Source organism: Phocaeicola dorei (assembly GCF_013009555.1).
Classification (GTDB): domain Bacteria; phylum Bacteroidota; class Bacteroidia; order Bacteroidales; family Bacteroidaceae; genus Phocaeicola; species Phocaeicola dorei.
Genome location: NZ_CP046176.1, coordinates 3368450 through 3387792, shown reverse-complemented (window position 1 = coordinate 3387792; position 19343 = coordinate 3368450). Strand labels below are relative to the sequence as shown.

General features: G+C 44.7%; 22 protein-coding genes and 3 tRNA genes. 13 read left to right on the top strand and 12 right to left on the bottom strand.

Translation table 11 applies throughout. The annotated features are described in order from the left end of the window. Positions 1 to 336 precede the first annotated feature (336 nt). The 4 genes from GKD17_RS14425 to GKD17_RS14410 form a co-directional block, all read right to left on the bottom strand. On the bottom strand, positions 337 to 957 hold the full coding sequence (locus tag GKD17_RS14425) for a LysO family transporter (protein WP_007832595.1): 621 nt from the start codon (positions 955 to 957) through the stop codon (positions 337 to 339). Next, the gene (locus tag GKD17_RS14420; RefSeq protein WP_007832598.1) at positions 947 to 1234 is read right to left on the bottom strand and encodes a LysO family transporter; all 288 of its coding nucleotides are present in this window, start codon (positions 1232 to 1234) and stop codon (positions 947 to 949) included. The genes GKD17_RS14425 and GKD17_RS14420 overlap by 11 nt, the downstream gene beginning before the upstream one ends. A 554-nt stretch (positions 1235 to 1788) precedes the next feature. Then, positions 1789 to 2064: a putative quinol monooxygenase gene (locus tag GKD17_RS14415; protein ID WP_007832603.1), complete on the bottom strand. Its 276-nt coding sequence runs from the start codon at positions 2062 to 2064 to the stop codon at positions 1789 to 1791. 48 nt (positions 2065 to 2112) lie between these two features. After that, positions 2113 to 3270 (bottom strand): glycosyltransferase, encoded by a 1158-nt coding sequence (locus GKD17_RS14410; RefSeq protein ID WP_007832606.1) that lies wholly within the window; start codon positions 3268 to 3270, stop codon positions 2113 to 2115. Positions 3271 to 3474: 204 nt separating this feature from the next. On the opposite strand from GKD17_RS14410, the gene GKD17_RS14405 reads away from it, so the two are divergent. Beyond that, positions 3475 to 3981, top strand: a complete 507-nt coding sequence (locus GKD17_RS14405; RefSeq protein ID WP_007832608.1) for a hypothetical protein — start codon at positions 3475 to 3477, stop codon at positions 3979 to 3981. Between the two features lie 64 nt (positions 3982 to 4045). On the opposite strand, the gene lysA is transcribed toward GKD17_RS14405, so the two are convergent. The 8 genes from lysA to purU all read right to left on the bottom strand — a co-directional run bounded on the left by lysA (position 4046) and on the right by purU (position 11251). Further along, entirely contained in the window at positions 4046 to 5206 is a 1161-nt protein-coding gene (gene lysA / locus GKD17_RS14400; protein ID WP_007832610.1) for a diaminopimelate decarboxylase, read from the bottom strand. A 107-nt stretch (positions 5207 to 5313) separates the two neighbouring features. Beyond that, the gene (locus tag GKD17_RS14395) at positions 5314 to 6633 is read right to left on the bottom strand and encodes an aspartate kinase (protein ID WP_005841213.1); all 1320 of its coding nucleotides are present in this window, start codon (positions 6631 to 6633) and stop codon (positions 5314 to 5316) included. A 107-nt stretch (positions 6634 to 6740) separates the two neighbouring features. Then, a complete protein-coding gene (locus GKD17_RS14390) occupies positions 6741 to 7499 on the bottom strand; it encodes a cell division ATP-binding protein FtsE (RefSeq protein ID WP_007832612.1) in 759 nt (252 codons plus the stop codon). Position 7500: 1 nt separating this feature from the next. Next, positions 7501 to 8112, bottom strand: coding sequence for a bifunctional phosphoribosyl-AMP cyclohydrolase/phosphoribosyl-ATP diphosphatase HisIE (gene hisIE, locus GKD17_RS14385; RefSeq protein ID WP_007832614.1), 612 nt, complete (start codon positions 8110 to 8112; stop codon positions 7501 to 7503). Positions 8113 to 8277: 165 nt separating this feature from the next. Beyond that, positions 8278 to 9033, bottom strand: a complete 756-nt coding sequence (gene hisF, locus GKD17_RS14380; RefSeq protein WP_007832615.1) for an imidazole glycerol phosphate synthase subunit HisF — start codon at positions 9031 to 9033, stop codon at positions 8278 to 8280. 9 nt (positions 9034 to 9042) lie between these two features. After that, positions 9043 to 9762, bottom strand: a complete 720-nt coding sequence (hisA, locus tag GKD17_RS14375; RefSeq protein ID WP_007832618.1) for a 1-(5-phosphoribosyl)-5-[(5-phosphoribosylamino)methylideneamino]imidazole-4-carboxamide isomerase — start codon at positions 9760 to 9762, stop codon at positions 9043 to 9045. A gap of 41 nt (positions 9763 to 9803) precedes the next feature. Beyond that, positions 9804 to 10394: an imidazole glycerol phosphate synthase subunit HisH gene (gene hisH, locus GKD17_RS14370; protein WP_007832620.1), complete on the bottom strand. Its 591-nt coding sequence runs from the start codon at positions 10392 to 10394 to the stop codon at positions 9804 to 9806. Then, the gene (purU, locus tag GKD17_RS14365) at positions 10394 to 11251 is read right to left on the bottom strand and encodes a formyltetrahydrofolate deformylase (RefSeq protein ID WP_007832621.1); all 858 of its coding nucleotides are present in this window, start codon (positions 11249 to 11251) and stop codon (positions 10394 to 10396) included. The genes hisH and purU overlap by 1 nt, the downstream gene beginning before the upstream one ends. Before the next feature lie 264 nt (positions 11252 to 11515). Here purU and GKD17_RS14360 point away from each other — a divergent pair. The 12 genes from GKD17_RS14360 (at position 11516) to GKD17_RS14305 (ending at position 19340) form a co-directional block, all read left to right on the top strand. Next, positions 11516 to 11589 (top strand) — tRNA-Asp (locus GKD17_RS14360). 32 nt (positions 11590 to 11621) lie between these two features. Continuing rightward, a tRNA-Asp gene (locus GKD17_RS14355) sits at positions 11622 to 11695 on the top strand. Between the two features lie 32 nt (positions 11696 to 11727). Next, positions 11728 to 11801 (top strand) — tRNA-Asp (locus GKD17_RS14350). 242 nt (positions 11802 to 12043) lie between these two features. Beyond that, entirely contained in the window at positions 12044 to 12259 is a 216-nt protein-coding gene (locus GKD17_RS14345; protein WP_007832624.1) for a hypothetical protein, read from the top strand. A gap of 40 nt (positions 12260 to 12299) precedes the next feature. Then, positions 12300 to 13433, top strand: coding sequence for an aldo/keto reductase (locus GKD17_RS14340; RefSeq protein ID WP_007832626.1), 1134 nt, complete (start codon positions 12300 to 12302; stop codon positions 13431 to 13433). A gap of 11 nt (positions 13434 to 13444) precedes the next feature. Beyond that, positions 13445 to 14440, top strand: a complete 996-nt coding sequence (locus tag GKD17_RS14335; RefSeq protein WP_007832628.1) for a flavin reductase — start codon at positions 13445 to 13447, stop codon at positions 14438 to 14440. Positions 14441 to 14535: 95 nt separating this feature from the next. Continuing rightward, complete coding sequence (locus tag GKD17_RS14330; RefSeq protein ID WP_007832631.1) at positions 14536 to 15387, top strand: aldo/keto reductase; 852 nt, start codon at positions 14536 to 14538, stop codon at positions 15385 to 15387. A 196-nt stretch (positions 15388 to 15583) separates the two neighbouring features. Next, complete coding sequence (locus tag GKD17_RS14325) at positions 15584 to 15796, top strand: tautomerase family protein (protein WP_007832633.1); 213 nt, start codon at positions 15584 to 15586, stop codon at positions 15794 to 15796. A 2-nt stretch (positions 15797 to 15798) separates the two neighbouring features. Next, complete coding sequence (locus GKD17_RS14320; protein ID WP_170272834.1) at positions 15799 to 16314, top strand: cyclophilin-like fold protein; 516 nt, start codon at positions 15799 to 15801, stop codon at positions 16312 to 16314. A gap of 5 nt (positions 16315 to 16319) precedes the next feature. Continuing rightward, positions 16320 to 16886 (top strand): sugar O-acetyltransferase, encoded by a 567-nt coding sequence (locus tag GKD17_RS14315; protein ID WP_007832638.1) that lies wholly within the window; start codon positions 16320 to 16322, stop codon positions 16884 to 16886. 134 nt (positions 16887 to 17020) lie between these two features. Next, positions 17021 to 17887, top strand: a complete 867-nt coding sequence (locus GKD17_RS14310) for a DUF3737 family protein (RefSeq protein WP_007832640.1) — start codon at positions 17021 to 17023, stop codon at positions 17885 to 17887. A 19-nt stretch (positions 17888 to 17906) separates the two neighbouring features. After that, a complete protein-coding gene (locus tag GKD17_RS14305; RefSeq protein WP_032935557.1) occupies positions 17907 to 19340 on the top strand; it encodes an MATE family efflux transporter in 1434 nt (477 codons plus the stop codon). Positions 19341 to 19343: the final 3 nt, after the last annotated feature.

The following is a 19343-nucleotide window of genomic DNA, read 5'->3' as shown; positions in this document are numbered from 1 at the left end:
TTCTGCTTTTTCCGTATATCCGGTATTAATCCTTTTTTTCTTATAATGCTAAGGTCTTTTTTTCTTATGATTAAGTCTTTTTATGCGGTAATGTACTACAGTTTCCTACAGTGAATCGTATAGTCCATTATAGTGGACTGTACGGTCTGATGTAATGGACTGTACAGTCTGTTGTGAAAGTCTGTAGTAGTTGATAGAAAGAAAAGGCTTAATTGTTAGGAAGAAATGCTTTAGTTGGGCGGATGTGTTAGAACCAACCCTGCTGCGAATTCGTGACAGGGCCGGTTCTTTATAGAGAGAATGTAAAGTTATGTATAGTATGTCACTTCCTTCAGCTTACAGTTTGCAAAAGAAAGAAACGAAGAAAGGCATGCTTATGTTTATCAGTATGCCGTGGACGATGGCCACGGGTACGGCTTCCGGTCCGGAGCAGCGTGCGATGGCTGCCAGGGAAATGTCGGAAGAACCGATGCCCGCCGCCGAGATAGGTGCCAGATAACCGAAATATTTGCGGAAAAGGGGAGCTCCTATCAAGGCGGTCATTTCCCGGAAGATATTGGATAGTAGCGCGATGGTCCCCAATTCGGTAGCAAGCTGCACACCGATGGAGGGGGATTTGATCTGCGTGATAAGGATGGAGGAAACGGAATAATAGGAGAATCCGCTTCCGACAGCCATGCAGTCGAAGATACTCCAGCGGCTCAAGAGAAAGCCTCCGATAGCGGAAAACAACAGAGTACCGCTTACGGTGGCAAAGGGTACGAGCAGTGTCCTGAAATTGAGGGATAAAACAAACTGCCTGAGGTTGCGGTTGCTTCCAAGATTAATGCCGAGTAACAGCATCAGTACATATAGTACATATACAGAGGTTTGGTGTACGTCGAAGTCCACCGCATAGCTGACTCCGGCTACGCAGCCAAACAAGAAAAAGGCTAGAGTTACAAGACTACTTTTCACCGTTTGCCCCCTTTCCTCTGAAAAAGATGCGGTATACTGCAAGGGAGGCCATCATGCTGCCCAATATGCTTAATGAGGAGATGACGGCTGCCTGGCCGCAGAAGTAACCAAGATTGTCAATAATCAGTCTGTTAAGACCAATAGAGAGACCTAGTAAGAAAAGTAGCAGACAGACCACGATATGGATGAGAGGAGTGATCTTGCGTATTTGGGATTTATGGCGTAAGGGATAGCCTATAAGGACTCCGACAGCCATTATAGAAATGAAAGTAAACATGAGATTCAACTGTTTTTCTGATTTTACAATACTACTTATAACACGCTTCTAGACAAACGCATTTACGGTATATTGGTAAAGTTGAAAGAACGGATGGACCAGATTATTTTCATACTTATGCTTTCAATTTGAAACTTTTTATTGTTTTTAAAACGGGTGCAAAAGTAGAGTAATTGTCTTTAATATGCAAATAATATATATATTAAATCTTATTGAAGCGAAATATGATATAAAACAAACAATATTGGTGATATTTCGTTGTAAAAAGAAGATTTTAAATTGTTACATTTATAGTTTGACCGAATAATATTGCATGTGCATGGGTGGGTGAAAACAATGAAAAGGGGCTGTTCGGGGTGTGTTAGAGAATATAAAGCGATAAAAGGTTTCAATTTGTTATGCTGGATAATGTGATACTCTTCTATTTTTTCAGGCAGTGATTACATTGGTGGAAAAGTGTTTCTTGCATAACCTTTCTTGGCGGATAAAAATAAATCAGGGCTTGTTTATACAAACCCTGATTTGTTTTTGTCGGATCAAGATGGATAACCGGATTAGAATTCAAATTTTTCTAATTTCATCTTGCCCAATTCTTGCAATTTAGGAACCAAGGTTATAAAATGTGCAGCCTTTTCGTGTGCATCCAGTGACTCAGCATCTTTCCATGTTTCGCAAATCATAAGTACATCTTTACGTGTCGCGCTCTCAAAAACATCATAAGCGATACAACCGTTGTCGTTTAAAGATTGTGCTACCAATTCCTTTGCTGTTTCTAAGACAGCATTGCGGTTACTCTCGTTTACTTGGATAAAAACATTTAATCTGATCATAATTCGTATTATTAAATTAAGAAATGTATAGTTGGTTTCATTCTCTTTTTATTTTCTCATAAACTCATTTTTCCGTCTGAATTTACGTTGTAATTTGAATACCCCATTCCATGCAGGTTGCAGAAAATCAAATAAGGGGAGTAGTGCACAGAACTTCCGTTCGCCAAAAACTTTGGCGGTTTTTCTGAAAACAATTAGTTGCATCGTGAAGCGTGCTAACCATAGCAAAACGGCAATGGCTGCAATAGTCCATTGGTGGAGAAGAATACTGATGGTTATAGTGGCGATGATGGCTGTATAGAACAAGAATCTGCTGCAAGTTTCAAATCCCATGAGATAACGGGCGGTTCCATGAAATAACCGGCTGGTAGCCGCATAGCTTATTTTCTCTTCACACCATATTCTTTTATATTTAGGCATGGCGATTCGCATCAGACTTTCAGGGCTGGCTTCAACTCGTGTATTGTGTGCACGGGCTGTTTCATTGATAAACAAATCATCTTCTCCACGTTGCAGATTCAGGTGGGAGGCAAATCCCTTCTGCTTGTAGTACAGCGTTTTCCGATAAGCCATATTCCTTCCTGTACCCATGTAGGGATGTCCGGAAACAGCCATACCCAAATAACGCATAGAATTCAGCAATGTGTCGAAAGTGATTTTCTTATTAAACCATCCCGGTACTTTTTCGTAGTTGCTGTAGCCTAAAACGATTTCGGTGGCAGATGTGAAATTACGTGCCATCTGTTTCAGCCATTGATTGCTTTGCGGACGGCAATCGGGTTCGGTAAATACCAGCCATTCATGACGGCTGGCTTTAATTCCCATTGTTATTCCCAGTTTTTTGTGGCTGATATAGCGTGCACTGTCGGGGATAAAGGTATGATAGAGATTGGGGTATTTGTCTTCCAGTAATTTCAACGTATTGTCACAATCATCCGCCGGGCGGTCGTAAATCACAATCACTTCGAATTCCGGATAGTCCTGCTCTAAAATAAATGGGAGGTTTTCTTGTAATTCGTGGGTGGCGTCTTTTGCCACAATAATGACAGACAGTGGAGGATTTTGAGTATTTATATCAGTGGCATATGCTGTTTCTCTGCTGTGAGTGTATAGTTTGTTATATAGCCCTAGATAGTAAACAGCCTGCGTGATAAACAAGGCTCCCGAAGCTATTGGTAAGATTGTATCTATGGTGAATAGTTCCATGTGTGATCTGTATTAAAAACGTGCAAAAATACAGCAAATAATTGAATTGTAGCAGAATGAATATTCTTTATTTATTCAAAAGCTCAGATTTAATTATAATTTAATGTTAAAAGTGTGTTTTCGTGAATATTTTTCAAGTATAATTGCTATATTTAAAAAAGTTAACTGAAACCTGTAACAAGTCCTGACCAACGGGCAATTATTATGAGAATACAATTTGAGATTAAAGAAAGTTTGATCAATATACTTGATCAGCTTATGCATTCCGATTTTTGGGCTACGGAAATCAAGGAAGATGAGTCGGGAAAGAAGATTATCAAGATTAAAGACTTGGCTTATAACTTAGAAGCCGTGGCCGAGGTGATGGGGAATGAAATTTTTATTAAAACAGCTTTGTCTAAGTACACTTATCGTATTTATGAGGTGAAAGGGGAGTGTTGGTGTGAGTATGTGGGGGCCTATCGTGGTTTTTTGGAACAGAAGCTCCTTCCAATAATTACTCCGAAGGAAAATCTGTTGGAATGTGAGGTGCTGGATAGTTCTATATTAGGAGGTAAGCAGAAAACTTTGCGTGAGTATGCGGAAGATAATTTAAAGCTAAAGAAATTCCGTGAACAGAATTTTGGTAATAATGGATTCTCAAAAGCGGATCATCCGCGGCGTGTGTATGATGAATTTATAAAAGAAGATTTCATTCCGGAAGATAAATAAGAAACAGCGCCGCTTTGTATCAAAGCGGCGCTGTTTCTTATTTATTCAGGCAGTTGGAGTTGGTTTATACTAACTCTTCTGAAGTATATCCTTTGGGCAATGCACGACAATTGTAAGCCGATGCCATAATTTCACCATATGCTCCTGCTGAACGGAGAGCGAAAAGGTCGCCACGGTGTGCTTTGTTCAAATCAATAGCTTTGCCGAATACATCGGATGATTCGCAGATGGGGCCTACCACATCGTAAGTTTCCATAGGTTCTTCCGAAGTGATATTTTCTATTTTGTGGTATGCCTGATAAAGGGCGGGACGAATCAAGTCAGTCATGCCGGCATCTAATATGGCGAACTGTTTGTTGGCTCCTTGCTTTACATAAATCACTTTGCTGATAAGGCTGCCGCACTGTCCTACTACGGCACGTCCCAGTTCAAAATGTAAAGTTTGCTGGGGGCGCAGTTTCAGATGCTTGTGATAAGTGGCAAAGTATTCCGTGAAGTTGGGGATGGCTTGACGGTTGGGGTGTGCATAATCAATTCCTAAACCGCCGCCTACATTGATATGTTCTACTATGATTTGGCGGGCATAGAGTTTTTCCTGTAGTTCGTTTACACGGTTGCACAAGGCTACAAAATCACCCATATCCAAAATCTGAGAACCGATGTGGAAATGTAAGCCTACAAATTTTACATGAGGCAATGTTCCGGCCATATCGATCACTTTGTCCATATCTTCCATGCTGATACCGAATTTGTTCTCTGCTAGTCCGGTGGTGATATTTGCATGGGTATGCGCACCTACATTCGGATTGATACGGAAAGCTACACGGGCTGTTTTGCCTTTGGCGGAAGCTAGTTCATTAATGATTTCCAGTTCGGGTACGGACTCTACATTGAAGCAGAAAATATCATAATCCAGACCCAGATTGATTTCCCAGTCTGTCTTACCTACACCTGCATAGACTATTTTGTTTGTCGGGAATCCGGCCTTAATGGCTGCGCGGATTTCTCCGCCACTTACACAGTCGGCTCCCAGACCGCTTTCGCGGATAATTGTCAGGACTTTGTGGTTAGCATTGGCCTTCACGGCGTAATGCACGCAGAAATTATTGTATTTGCCTGCTTCTTTATTGATGCATGACAAGGTTTCTCGCAGCACATTGACATCGTAATAGTAAAAGGGAGTTTCCAACTCTCTGAACTTGTTTACGGGGAATGTTCCTTTCATATTGTATTTTGTTTTTATGAGCAAGGGCGAATTAAATTCGCCCGAAAACACCAACTTTATAAAGTGAGATGTATTCGGGCGGATTGAATCCGCCCCTACAGTAGAAATTATTTATTGTTGAATAAATGATCGCTTAATGACTGCAATGCTTTCTTCTTGTCTTCTTCACGAATCAGGAAAGAAATATTGTAGTTGCTACCGCCGAATGAAATCATACGTACCGGTATGTCGCGCATGGCGTCCAACGCTTTGGCTTCAAAGCCTACATTTTCCCATTCCAGGTCACCGACTACACAGATGATACACATGTCCTGATCTACGGTTACTGTACCATATTTCTTCAAGTCGTCCAGAATTTCATTCAGATGTTTGGTGTTATCAATGGATACGGAAACGCCAACCTCTGAAGTGCAGATCATGTCGATAGAGGTCTGATAGCTTTCGAAGATTTCGAATACTTTGCGCAAGAAGCCGTGGGCCAGTAACATACGGCTTGATTTGATCTTGATGGCAGTGATATTGTCTTTGGCTGCAACTGCCTTGATTTTGCCTTTTTCCGTATCATTGGAAATCAAAGTTCCCGGGGCTGTAGGTTCCATTGTATTAAGCAGACGGACGGGAATATTGGCATATTTGGCAGGCTGTACGCAAGTAGGGTGCAGAATCTTCGCACCAAAGTAGGCCAATTCGGCAGCTTCTTCGAAGTGCAGGTGACGTACGGGAGAAGTCTTGTCTACGATGCGCGGATCATTATCGTGCATACCGTCAATATCTGTCCATATCTGGATTTCAGAGGCATTTACAGCGGCACCGATCAGTGATGCGGTATAGTCGCTTCCGCCACGTTGCAGATTATCTATCTCGCCGTAGGCGTTACGGCAGATAAAACCTTGTGTGATATAAATTTCAGCGTCCGGATGTATTTCTAGCTGTGCGGCCAGTTTTTCTTTGATATATACAGGGTCGGGCTCCGAGTTCTTGTCCGTGCGCATGAATTCCAATGCCGGAAGTAAGATGGCGTTGACCCCTTGTTCCTGCAAATAGTTGGTAACCATGTTGGTAGAGATCAACTCGCCTTGTGCCAGGATTACTTTTTCTTCGAACAGTGTGAAAATATCTTTTGTATACGAACGAATATAATCGAACTGTGCTTTTATAAATTCCTGTGTTTTCTGCTTATACTCGTCAGTAGAATAAAGTTCATTAACATGCTGTTTATATTTAGCCTCCAGTCTGTTAATGATTTCATTCGCACCTTCGGGATTTTTCTTATACAGATAATCCGAAATTTCAACCAACGTGTTTGTTGTTCCAGACATGGCTGAAAGTACAACAATCTTCTGTTCACCGTCGGTAATTAATTTGGCTACTTCTTTCATTCTTTGTGCAGAACCTACCGAAGTACCTCCAAACTTTAAAACTTTCATTTTTCGTTTCGTATTTTAATTGTTCCTATATTGATAATTAGCGTGCAAATATACAAATAAGACTGCAAAAATCAGCATTTTAGCGATGATATTTATCATTCATCTACTTATTCTGCCGTTTCTTGGGGTGCAACTGTCGTTTTTTCTCCTTTTTCGGTCTCATTTTGACTTCTTTCCATCCGGCTGTATTCGTGAGTCACTTCTTTGATATGATGATTCTCAAAACGGTAGACAACTCCCGGATATTCCGACAAGAGATGCAGATTATGGGTGGTCATCATGATGGCGGAGCCTGTAGCACAAATGGATTTCAGAAGTTCTACAATTTTGCGCCCTGTTTCCGTGTCCAGGTTACCCGTCGGCTCATCGGCCAGAATAATGTCCGGCCGGTTTAGGATGGCACGGGCGATAACAATGCGTTGTTGTTCGCCACCCGATAGTTCGTTGGGCATTTTGTATCCTTTACCGGTCATTCCCACTTGGTCCAGTACTTCTTCAATGCGTGCTTTGATGGTTGCTTTGTTTGTCCATCCGGTGGCGCGCAATACAAAACTGAGGTTAGCGTGTACGGTGCGGTCTGTCAGTAACTGAAAATCTTGAAAGACAATGCCTAAACGGCGGCGCAGTTCGGGAATATGCTTCCGCTTGATGTTAGTCATGTTGTAGCCTAGCACCTCGGCTTCTCCTGACTGTATATCCAGCTCACCGTAAATTGTTTTCAGTAATGAGGTCTTTCCGGAACCGACTTTCCCAATGAGGTAAACAAATTCACCCTTGTTCAGTTCCAGGTTTACATCTTCCAATACGCCTAATTCTTGTTGGTTGATATATACGTTTTTATATCGAATGAGAGCTTCGTCCATCATTTTAGTGTTTTTTCCACGTAGCGCTATGACGTTCTTTCAATTCACGGGCAAGGTCCTCGATGCGATAGCCTTTTGAGGTGAGCAGTACAATCATGTGGTATATCAGATCGGCTCCTTCGTAGATAAGGCGTTCGTCGGTTCCGTTACAAGCTTCGATAACCGTTTCCACGGCTTCTTCACCTACTTTCTGTGCCATTTTGTTGATACCGGATTCGAACAGGCTGGTGGTGTAAGAGCCTGCGGGCATTTCCTCATGACGTTTGTCAATGAAATCTTGTAATTCCTTTAGGAACATGATGTCTTCTTTGTTTTCTTCTCCCCAGCAAGTATCTGTTCCGGTGTGACATACAGGACCTGCCGGATTTACTTTGATCAGCAGGGTATCCTTGTCACAGTCTTCTTTTATAGAAACAACATTCAGGAAATTCCCGCTTTCTTCACCTTTTGTCCACAGGCGGTTCTTGGTACGGCTGAAGAAAGTTACTTTACCAGTTTCCATTGTTTTTCGGTATGCTTCTTCATTCATAAACCCTAACATCAGTACTTTGTTGGTGCTGTTGTCTTGTATGATGGCGGGGATCAACCCGTTCATTTTTTCAAAATTCAAATCCATTTTTCTATATTTTTATTGTTATATTATCGGTGTTGTATAGAACTTGTTTAAAATTTCATCAGCATCGTCATTCAGAGTGGAATGAGGACCTGAAGGTCGTTTGCCAGTCTTTCACCCTGTCTGGGATGGTAATGGAAACAGATTTAGATGCAATTAAAAACAGAGTTATAACCTCACATTAATTCCTTGCTCGCAAAGATACTGTTTTAATTCGGGAATTTTAATCTCTCCGAAATGAAAAACGCTGGCTGCTAATGCTGCATCTGCTTTCCCTTTTGCAAATGTATCGCGGAAATGTTCCATGCATCCGGCGCCTCCAGATGCGATGACGGGAATTGTCAGTAAATCGGCCAGGGTGGAGAGGGCTTCGTTGGCATATCCGTTTTTCACTCCGTCATGGTTCATGCTCGTGAAGAGAATTTCTCCTGCCCCGCGGTTGTTCACTTCTTTAGCCCAGTCAAACAGGTACTTGTCGGTTTCAATCCGGCCACCGTTCAGATAGCATTTCCAGCCAGTTTCGGTCTGCTTGGCGTCAATGGCTACCACACAAACTTGTGAACCGAAATGTTTGGCAATCTTGTCTACCAAATCCGGATTACGGATGGCTGATGAATTGATAGAAACTTTGTCAGCTCCCGCGTTCAATAGCCGGTCTACATCGTTCAGTTCGTTTATACCTCCTCCTACAGTAAAGGGGATATTGATATTAGCCGCCACCCGTTTTACCAAATCGGTAAAGGTTTTGCGTCCTTCATGGCTGGCAGTGATGTCAAGAAAGACCAGCTCGTCAGCTCCCTGTTCACTGTAGGTATGCCCCAGTTCTACCGGATCACCTGCTTGACGTAAGTTTACGAAATTGGTTCCTTTTACGGTCTGCCCGTCTTTGATGTCCAGGCAAGGTATGATTCTTTTTGCTAACATAATTTGTTCTTACATGAAACGGTTTAAGTCTTTCAATGTAATTTTTCCCTCGTATAACGCCTTGCCGAAAACAACAGCCGGGACTTTGGCTATTTCCAGGTCGATAATATCCTGTATACAGCTTACTCCTCCGCTGGCTATCAGATGCATATCCGGGAACTCCTTCAGGATTTGCTGGTATAGTTCCACGGAAGGCCCTTGCAACATTCCGTCACGGCTGATGTCGGTACACAACACCTTGAAAACTCCTTCTTTAGTATAATCTTTCAAAAAAGGGATCAACTGCTGCTGACTTTCCTCTTTCCAGCCATTGACAGAAATTTTATTCTTCTTTACATCAGCTCCTAGAATGATTTTCTCGTTTCCGTATTGTTCCAGCCATTTTTTGAAAAGTCCGGGATTTTTCACGGCTACGCTGCCCAGAGTTACCATTTGTGCGCCATTATCGAAAGCGATGACTAGATCCTCGTCTGTCTTTATCCCTCCTCCAAAATCAATGACCAGAGAAGTACGGCTGGCGATTTGGTCCAGTACACGGTAATTCACAACATGGCGTGAGGCTGCTCCATCCAAATCGACAATGTGCAGACGATGAATCCCATGAGCTTCAAATTCTTTGGCAACCTCAACCGGGTTTTCGTTATATACTTTCTGTGTGCTATAATCTCCTTGAGAAAGACGGACGCATTTGCCATCAATAATGTCGATGGCAGGAATTAACTCTATCATATCTATTTCTTCTTATACATTATTATATATAATGTAATGGTTCACAATTCTAAAAAGTTCCTCAGGATTCGTTCGCCCACGGCTCCACTCTTTTCGGGATGAAACTGTGTTGCATAAAAATTATCTTTGTGCAAGGCCGAACTGTAGGGGAGGATATAATCTGTTTGTGCTGCCGTAAACTCGTTCAGGGGCACATAGAAGCTATGTACGAAGTACACAAATTCTTCTTTGGTGAATCCTTTGAACAGGTCGCTGCGTACATGGGTCAGGGTGTTCCATCCCATATGGGGTACTTTGTCTTCATGCCGGGTGGGGCTGAACAACTTTACATCAGTATCAAAGATGCCCAAGCAATCGGCATTTCCTTCTTCGGAGTGCCGGCACATCAGCTGCATTCCCAGGCAGATACCTAGTACAGGTTGTTTTAAGTTTTTGATAACTTCATCCAGCCGGTTTTTCCGGAGATGGCTCATGGTTGTTTCGGCTTCGCCCACACCGGGGAAGATAACTTTGTCGGCACTCATCAATAGTTCCTTATCGGAAGTGATGGTTGCTTCTACTCCAAGGCGCTTCAATGCATAGTCTACGGAGTAGATGTTTCCTGCATTATATTTTACGACAGCAATTTTCATCAGCTAAAGATAACTGTTTTATTTTTATAAGCCAATACTTTTCGTTCAATATGTTTCTGAACAGCACGAGAAAGGACTATTTTTTCCAAGTCTTTACCTTTACTTACTAAATCCTGCACAGTGTCCTTGTGTGTGATGCGTACTACATCTTGCTCAATGATAGGACCGGCATCTAGTTCGGAGGTAACATAATGGCTGGTCGCACCAATGATTTTTACTCCTCGTTCAAACGCTGCATGATAAGGTTTTGCACCAACGAACGCAGGGAGGAAAGAGTGGTGTATGTTGATGATACGGTTGGGGTATGCTTCAATCATTTGTTCGGAAATCACTTGCATATAGCGTGCCAGTACAATGAAATTGATGTTATGTTGTTCCAACAGCTCCATTTCTGCTTTTTCCTGTTCCATTTTGTTCTCTTTGGTAATAGGGAAGAGATAGAATGGTATACCGAAGCGTTCTGCTACATGCTGCAGATCGGGATGGTTACTTATAATCAGCGGAATTTCCACATTCCATTCTCCGGCAGTGTAGCGTGCCAGCATATCGAACAGGCAATGGGACAGTTTGGAAACAAATATGGCCATTTTGGGTTTTACATCCGAGAAATAAAGACGGAATTTCATTTCATATTTTTGGGCATACAATGTTTCAAAATAATCTTCTATTTTATCTTTAGGAATAAAGAAATCCTTTATTTCCCATTCTATACGCATGAAAAATATATTTTCTACATGGTCCACATATTGGTCTAAGTAGACAATATTACCTCTGTTAATTGTAATAAAGTTTGTGACTTCTGCCAAAATGCCTGGTTGGTCTGGGCAGTGCAACAATAATTTTGCAGTTGTATTCATCTTTTTCCCTAATTTTCGATTTTAATCTATTGAGTGCACAAAAATAGCGAATTATTGCTAATGAGCTAAATTTTATAACAAGAAGTTTGTTGAAAAGATTAAAATAATAACAATATCGTAATTTTTAGGATGGGAAGGTAAAGGGAGTCGGAGAATATTTTTTTAATGGTTTTTGCCAAAATGCTTGCAGATTTAAAAATAATGCGTACCTTTGCACCCGCAATCGAGAGAGAAAGTATCGGAAGAAAGATTATTTGAATTATTGGTGCGTTAGTTCAGTTGGTTAGAATACATGCCTGTCACGCATGGGGTCACGGGTTCGAGTCCCGTACGCACCGCAAAAGTCTTTTTTCGATTTATTAAAATTATTGGTGCGTTAGTTCAGTTGGTTAGAATACATGCCTGTCACGCATGGGGTCACGGGTTCGAGTCCCGTACGCACCGCAAAAGTCTTTTTTCGATTTATCAAAATTATTGGTGCGTTAGTTCAGTTGGTTAGAATACATGCCTGTCACGCATGGGGTCACGGGTTCGAGTCCCGTACGCACCGCTTTCTTATGAAGCAAAATAAAAGAAAAGTCCTAAAGTATAATACTTTAGGACTTTTCTTTTTGCCCAACACCACACCTAAAAGCAGCGGAATAACGCAGTTGGCACTGGCTTATCCGTTGGATTTTTCGGGGAAGAAAAAAGTCCAACGATTTAGTTTTGTTTTCGCTGATTCTCAATATTTTGCATAGTCTGATTTGGAACAATACGATTTAACTTTGTACCACTAAAAATACAAGAAGTATGGGAGTTGAAAAAAGACGTAGTACACTGAGTGTGTTGTTTTACATCAAGCGACAGACGCTGCTGAAAAACGGGGAGGCTCCCGTCTGTATGCGTATCACCGTTGACAAGCGGAAAGCGGAGATTGTGAATTACATACGGTCCTATTGCAGAATCGAGGATTCGGGTATAAATATCCGTAAATCGTATACAAGCCGGCTTATTCAATCGTGGTAAATTTGCAATCAGAAAATGAACAATGAAAAAATAGAAGATTATGGATCGCAGAAATTTCTTAAGGACGGCATCGAGTTTTGCACTACTCGCAGCCGGAGCTACGACTGGTGTTTCCCGTGTGTTTGCCAAAACTCCTTCGTTCTCTTTGACGGGAAATCAGTCTGATGAAAATACACCGAATATGGGCGACACAATGGAGTATCGTAAACTCGGAGGATTGGATGTATCGGCCATCGGTCTGGGCTGCCTGCCGATGGTGGGTTATTACGGCGGGAAGTACGACAAAAAGGATATGATCGCTCTGATTCGCCGGGCATACGACAAAGGCGTCACTTTCTTCGATACGGCGGAGGTCTATGGCCCTTACACCAGCGAAGAGTGGGTCGGCGAGGCACTCGCACCGTTTCGCGACAAAGTGAAAATCGGGACGAAATTCGGCTTCGGCGTCGAGGAGAAGCAACCGACCGCCATCAACAGTCGTCCCGACCATATCCGCCGGGCAGTGGAAGGTTCGCTGAAACGCCTGCGCACCGACCATATTGACCTGCTGTATCAGCACCGTGTCGATCCGAAAGTGCCGATGGAGGATGTGGCCGGGACAGTTAAGGATTTGATGCAGGAGGGGAAAGTGCTGCATTGGGGACTATCGGAAGCGAGTGCGCGTTCCATCCGCCGGGCGCACACCGTCTGCCCGCTTTCGGCTGTACAGAGCGAGTATGCCATCTGGTGGCGGGAGCCGGAAACCAAAATCTTCCCGATGTTGGAAGAGTTCGGTATCGGCTTCGTGCCTTATTGTCCGCTGGGACGTGCGTTCCTCACGGGTGTAATCGACGAGAACAGCCGTTTCTACGAGGGCGACCGCCGCTGGAACTTGCCGCAGTTCACGCCCGAAGCCCTGAAGCACAATATGCCGCTCGTGGCTTTGGTGCGAAAATGGGCGGAACGGAAAAGGGTTACTCCGGCGCAGTTCGCCCTCGTGTGGATGTTGTCGCGCAAATCGTGGATCGCTCCTATACCCGGAACAACCACCCCGGCACATTTGGATGATTTGCTCGGTGCGGGAACTGTACGTCTCTCGGCTTGGGAAATGGAGGAGTTCGACCGCGAGTATACGAAAATAGACCTGATGGGGCATCGTGCCGACCCGTTCACCGAAAGTCAAATAGATAAATAAGGAAATCAATTATGGTAAAAACGATTTTGGGTGTTCTGTCGCTGCTTGTCATGTCGTCGTGCAGTACGGTCGTGAAGGAGAACACCGCTCAACCCGATATTATGGAAACGAACAAGAAAAATCTCGGAAACCTGTTGGCACTCTATCCCAAGCCGATGACGGTAGTCGGGGCAGAGGTCGAAGGGAAAGTAAACTGGCTCGTGGTGGGACACACGGGCGTTATCGACCATGACCGGATACTGGTCAGCATGAGCAAAAGCCACTACACCAACCAAGGTATCAAGCAATCGAAACGGCTTTCCGTCAATCTCGTGAGCCGTGAGATGTTGCCGAAGGCCGATTATGTAGGAAGCGTAAGCGGTGCGATGGTCGATAAGTCGGAAGTCTTCGCCTACCACACTGGCGAATACGGTACGCCCGTCATCGACGCATCGCCGCTCACGATGGAGTGCGAGGTGGTGGATATTTATGAAACCGAGGGTTTCGACAACTTCATTTGCGCGATAGTCAATACATACGCCGCTTCCGACGTGCTCGACAGCGACAGCAAACTCGACTATACGAAACTGAAACCCGTCTTGTTCGAGTTCCCTACCTACTCCTATCTTGCGACAGGAGAGATCATTGGCAAATGTCTGAATCTGGATAAGCAGCCGGGTATGTGCGCTAAAGAGCCGATGAGCGCTGATGGCATCGTGCGGTTGTCGAAAATAGAGGTTTACCCGCAGTATCTTGACGAGTATATGAAATACGCAACTGAAGTGGGCGAAATCTCCCTGCGCACCGAACCGGGTGTGCTGACGATGTATGCGGTCGGCGAAAAGGAGAACCCCTGCAAGGTAACGATTCTCGAAACCTATGCAAGCCGCGAGGCTTACGAGAAGCATATCGCTTCGGAACATTTTCAGAAGTACAAGCAAGGGACACTGCATATGGTCAAGTCGTTGGTATTGTCCGACCAGAAGCCGCTCAATCCGGCCAACAAACTCAATAACTTCATGCAATAGATAATGTTTCTTATTCAGGTTATTGGAATGGATTCGGAGTGTATCTACAATCATGATTGAATATTTTGAAAAACTGATTATAAGGATATTAGGATATGGATTTCAAAGAATTGAATAACAGAGTAAAGATGCCGGTACAAGGCTTTGGTGTCTTTCAGATACCCGATGCCACCGAGTGCGAAAAAGTTGTTACCGATGCGCTTGCCGTAGGCTACCGACTCATCGACACCGCTTCGGTCTATGGCAACGAACGGGCGGTCGGTACGGCTATTCGGAAAAGCGGCATTCCGCGTGAAGAACTGTTCATCACGACCAAAGCATGGATTTCGGAAATGGGTTACGAACAGACATTGCAGGCATTCGAGGCTTCGCTCACCCGTTTGGGGCTGGATTACCTCGATCTCTATCTCATCCACATGCCTTTCGGTGATTATTACGGCGCATGGCGGGCTATGGAAGAACTCTATGCTCAAGGACGTGTACGGGCTATCGGAGTGTGCAATTTCGAACCGGACAGATTGTTGGATTTATGCCATAATACCAGAGTTATTCCGGCGGTAAATCAAATAGAGGCGCATCCTTATACTCCGCAAACCGAAGCGATACGAATTATGCAGGAACTCGGTGTACAAGCGGAGGCATGGGGACCTTTGGCCGAAGGACGGAACGGATTGTTCACGGACGATATTCTGATCGGCATCGGTCGCAAATACAATAAATCGGCAGCACAGGTCGTACTACGCTGGCACTTGCAGCACGGAATTGTCGCCATTCCCAAATCGGTACATCGCCAGCGGATGGAAGAGAATTTCAACATCGAGGATTTCATGCTGACACCGGAGGATATGACCGCAATCGCTTCCATGAATACGGGATACAATACGATTCTCGACCTACACGCTCCGGAAGAGGTGCAACGGCTCTATGATATCGAGTGCCCGGCATGACAGATATACTTAAAATCTCTTTTATACTCCCGTAATTCAAACGATTATGGGAGTTTTCATTTGTCGGGGATAATTCTACCTGCTAAAAAAGCATAATCCGTAATTTGGGTATAAATACCGAGGATTTATCTACCAAGCGTGTGGCGGAGACCGTCTATTTTTGCATCGGATAAAAAACAAATAAAAACAAAAGACTATGCCACACATTGCAGTAACGATGTTACCCGGCAGAGATCGGGAAACAAAACAAAAATTAGCCGAAAATTTGTGCAACACATTGATTGAAACCCTCGGAGTCGATGCCAAATTCGTATCTGTATCCGTCGAAGATGTGGAGATGAAAGAGTGGGAAAATTCAATGCGACGCATTCCGGCAGAAACAATCATTGTAAATCCCAATAAAAAATGAATATGAAAAAGTTATTATTGATTCCTTTGTTACTGCTGACCGTCCTGTCGATGGCGGCCTGTGGCGGAGGTGATGACGAACCGTTTAGACCCGGACAACCGGAAACTCCCGAACAACCGGGAGAAAAAGAGGATGGAGAACCAGAAACTCCCGATGTATCTTCTTTGAACGTAAATATTACTGTCGGCGACCGTACCGTTACCGCTACGATGGAAGACAATGCCGCCGCACGGGATTTCCTCTCTCGCCTGCCTCTTGAAATAACACTGAACGATTATAACAACATGACGGAGAAGATTTTCTATCCTGATCCGGCTCTGACAACCGAAGGCGTCACACGAGGCTGTGCCCCCACACCCGGAAATATAACAATCTATGCACCGTGGGGCAATGTAGCTATTTTCTGTAAGAGTTGGTCTCATAGTAACGACCTGATTAAAATCGGTCGTATCGACGGGAACGGTATCGAAGCATTAAGTATAGCCGGAGACATACCCGTGAAGATTGAAAGGAGATAAGACGCATGACAACAGATGCATTCAAAGAATATGTCAAGACTTGTAGGGCACTCGATACAGAGGAGATACACCGCTTTATGGACGATATGAGCAACGAAGCCCGGCGCATTACTTTCCGGCTGAATACAGCATATCACACACAGGACGAAGTACGTGGATTACTTTCCGAGCTATTCGGTTACGAGGTACCGGAATCGCTCCGGGTATTTCCACCGTTCTATGCCGATTTCGGTAAAAATATCACCGTCGGCGAAGGGGTGTTCATCAATGCCTGCTGTCATTTTCAGGATCATGGCGGAGTGATAATTGGTGACGGATGCCAGATAGGACATAACGTGGTCTTTGCCACACTCAATCACGGTTTGGCTCCGGAAGAACGTCATACGACCTATCCTGCACCCATTGTGTTGGGTAAGAACGTATGGATAGGTTCCAATGCAACGATTCTGCAAGGCGTAACCATCGGCGACAATGTCGTCATCGGGGCCGGAGCGGTTGTAACAAGAGATTTGGAAGCAAATACGGTAGCAGCTGGTGTTCCCGCCCAATTCATTAAATCTATAGTACTATAACATAAACCATCCTCTGTTAGATGAACTTTATAACAAAGCAAATTGAGCCTTGAAGCAAAGTGGTCATAAAGGGCGCTTCGTACTTTTGCGCTGTTATAAGTCGAATATGAATAATAATTAAAAATAAGGAAAGTATGAAAGTAATATCAAATGCAGAATTCGGAGGTGAAAGACCTTTGTTCGAATCACATGACTTACGTTTGGAAAATGTAATCATCCGTGCCGGAGAGTCGGCCATCAAGGAGTGCAGCAACATCGAAGCCGTTGATTGCCGGTTCGAGGGGAATTATCCTTTCTGGCATGTGCATGGTTTCGTTATCGACCGTTGTTTCTTCGATGTCGGAGGACGTTCGGCGCTATGGTACTCCGACCATCTGAAAATGACGAATACACGCATTGATGCGCCCAAGATGTTCCGCGAGATGCACGACATCGAAATCGAGAACGTGGAGATAAACGATGCCGATGAAGTGTTTTGGCGTTGCCGGAATCTGAATATCAAAAATCTGAAACTGCATGGCGGCACTTATCCCTTCATGTTCAGCAGCAATATCCGCATCGACGGATTGGAAAGTGACAGTAAATACGTTTTCCAGTACGTGAAAGATGTGGAGATTCATAATGCCAAAATCACCACGAAAGATGCTTTCTGGGAGGTGGAGAACGTGACGATCTACGATTCGGAACTCAACGGCGAATACTTGGGCTGGCATTCGCACAATCTCCGGTTGGTGAACTGTCACATTACCGGCGAACAGCCGCTCTGCTATGCCCACGACCTCGTGTTGGAGACTTGCACGTTCGGCCCCGACTGTGACCGGGCTTTCGAGTACAGTTCGGTGCAGGCCACCATCAAAGGTGCGATAGGCGGAGTAAAGAATCCGCGAACAGGTTGTATCACCGCCGAGAGCTACGGAGAGATTATCCTTGACGAGAATATCAAGGCTCCCGCCGATTGCAAGCTGAGACTCTGGGATGAGAAAACTTGTTTTACCGATTGACGTACTTGCGAATAATTTAATGGGAATAGGAAAGGGAAAGACTGATTATCTGTTATCGCTTATCCGCGAAGGGAAACAAATGACGCTGGGGCAGCAGTTACGCCTGACTGCATACCTCAGCGTCCCGGCCATTATGGCTCAGATATCTTCTATCGCCATGCAGTACATCGATGCCTCGATGGTGGGCAGCCTCGGTGCGAATGCCGCTGCTTCCATCGGATTGGTCTCGACCACAACTTGGCTGTTCTGGGGGGGGTGTGCAGCCGCTGCGATGGGATTTTCCGTGCAGGTGGCACATCGTATCGGAGCCGGGGATTTCGTGGAAGCCAAAAAGATACTCCGTCAGGCAGTTACTGCCACGCTTGTTTTCAGTTCGCTGTTGGCTGTTGGCGGTATTTGTATCAGCGGTATGCTTCCTCTCTGGTTGGGTGGAGACGAGGCGATATGGAACGATTCGTCCCTCTACTTCAGAATATTCGCACTATTCCTGCCTGCCTTGCAGTTGAACTTTCTTGCAGGAGGCATGTTGCGTTGCAGTGGGAATATGCGCGTGCCCGCCATGCTGAATATAATGATGTGCTTGCTGGATGTCGTGTTCAACTTCTTCCTGATCTTTCCGACGAGGCATGTGGAGTGGTTCGGAGTAGTATTTACCGCTCCCGGTGCAGGTCTGGGTGTGAAAGGTGCTATATTGGGAACGGTATTGGCCGAACTCGTTACCACCGGAGGAATGATGTGGTATCTATGCCGCCGCTCGCCCATGCTGAAGTTCGTCGGAGAACGGGGAAGTTTTCTACCCAAACGGGAGACATTGCGTAAGTCTTTCCGTATTTCGTTACCGATGGGATTCGAACACATGGCCATTTGTGGAGCGCAGATCGCAACGACGGTGGTTGTCGCACCGCTCGGCATCGTTGCCATTGCTGCCAACTCGTTCGCCATTATTGCCGAAAGCCTTTGCTATATGCCCGGCTACGGCATCTCGGAGGCTGCCACGACGTTGGTCGGTCAGAGCCTTGGAGCGAACCGTATCCGGTTGCTCCGTCGTTTTGCCAATATTACCGTCTGGTCGGGAATGCTGATTATGGGTGTTATGGGAGCGTTGATATATGTGGCGGCTCCGCAAATCATCGGAGTGATGACTCCCGTGGAGGAAATCCGCACGTTGGGAATCGAGATTCTGCGGATAGAAGCCTTTGCAGAGCCGATGTTTGCGGCATCTATCGTTGCCTACGGTGTATTCGTAGGTGTGGGTAATACATTCGTACCCAGTCTGATGAACTTCGGCAGCATTTGGGGCGTGCGACTGACACTGGCGGCATGGCTTGCTCCCACGATGGGACTACGCGGCGTGTGGCTTGCCATGTGCATCGAGCTTTGTTTCCGGGGAGTAATCTTCCTCGCGAGACTTTGGGGCAGTAACTGGATTTATAAATTACGAATAAATAGATAAGTT

What these genes read in the sequence shown, in the direction of transcription:
- GKD17_RS14335 (WP_007832628.1), top strand. Translation starts at nt 13,445, where the DNA reads ATGGTAAAAACGATTTTGGGTGTTCTGTCGCTGCTTGTCATGTCGTCG.
- hisF (WP_007832615.1), bottom strand. Translation starts at nt 9,033, where the DNA reads ATGTTAGCAAAAAGAATCATACCTTGCCTGGACATCAAAGACGGGCAG.
- lysA (WP_007832610.1), bottom strand. Translation starts at nt 5,206, where the DNA reads ATGAAAGGAACATTCCCCGTAAACAAGTTCAGAGAGTTGGAAACTCCC.
- hisH (WP_007832620.1), bottom strand. Translation starts at nt 10,394, where the DNA reads ATGAAAATTGCTGTCGTAAAATATAATGCAGGAAACATCTACTCCGTA.
- hisA (WP_007832618.1), bottom strand. Translation starts at nt 9,762, where the DNA reads ATGATAGAGTTAATTCCTGCCATCGACATTATTGATGGCAAATGCGTC.
- GKD17_RS14305 (WP_032935557.1), top strand. Translation starts at nt 17,907, where the DNA reads ATGGGAATAGGAAAGGGAAAGACTGATTATCTGTTATCGCTTATCCGC.
- GKD17_RS14415 (WP_007832603.1), bottom strand. Translation starts at nt 2,064, where the DNA reads ATGATCAGATTAAATGTTTTTATCCAAGTAAACGAGAGTAACCGCAAT.
- GKD17_RS14310 (WP_007832640.1), top strand. Translation starts at nt 17,021, where the DNA reads ATGAAAGTAATATCAAATGCAGAATTCGGAGGTGAAAGACCTTTGTTC.
- GKD17_RS14320 (WP_170272834.1), top strand. Translation starts at nt 15,799, where the DNA reads ATGAAAAAGTTATTATTGATTCCTTTGTTACTGCTGACCGTCCTGTCG.
- GKD17_RS14325 (WP_007832633.1), top strand. Translation starts at nt 15,584, where the DNA reads ATGCCACACATTGCAGTAACGATGTTACCCGGCAGAGATCGGGAAACA.
- purU (WP_007832621.1), bottom strand. Translation starts at nt 11,251, where the DNA reads ATGAATACAACTGCAAAATTATTGTTGCACTGCCCAGACCAACCAGGC.
- GKD17_RS14410 (WP_007832606.1), bottom strand. Translation starts at nt 3,270, where the DNA reads ATGGAACTATTCACCATAGATACAATCTTACCAATAGCTTCGGGAGCC.
- GKD17_RS14395 (WP_005841213.1), bottom strand. Translation starts at nt 6,633, where the DNA reads ATGAAAGTTTTAAAGTTTGGAGGTACTTCGGTAGGTTCTGCACAAAGA.
- GKD17_RS14330 (WP_007832631.1), top strand. Translation starts at nt 14,536, where the DNA reads ATGGATTTCAAAGAATTGAATAACAGAGTAAAGATGCCGGTACAAGGC.
- GKD17_RS14420 (WP_007832598.1), bottom strand. Translation starts at nt 1,234, where the DNA reads ATGTTTACTTTCATTTCTATAATGGCTGTCGGAGTCCTTATAGGCTAT.
- GKD17_RS14345 (WP_007832624.1), top strand. Translation starts at nt 12,044, where the DNA reads ATGGGAGTTGAAAAAAGACGTAGTACACTGAGTGTGTTGTTTTACATC.
- GKD17_RS14340 (WP_007832626.1), top strand. Translation starts at nt 12,300, where the DNA reads ATGGATCGCAGAAATTTCTTAAGGACGGCATCGAGTTTTGCACTACTC.
- GKD17_RS14315 (WP_007832638.1), top strand. Translation starts at nt 16,320, where the DNA reads ATGACAACAGATGCATTCAAAGAATATGTCAAGACTTGTAGGGCACTC.
- hisIE (WP_007832614.1), bottom strand. Translation starts at nt 8,112, where the DNA reads ATGGATTTGAATTTTGAAAAAATGAACGGGTTGATCCCCGCCATCATA.
- GKD17_RS14390 (WP_007832612.1), bottom strand. Translation starts at nt 7,499, where the DNA reads ATGATGGACGAAGCTCTCATTCGATATAAAAACGTATATATCAACCAA.
- GKD17_RS14405 (WP_007832608.1), top strand. Translation starts at nt 3,475, where the DNA reads ATGAGAATACAATTTGAGATTAAAGAAAGTTTGATCAATATACTTGAT.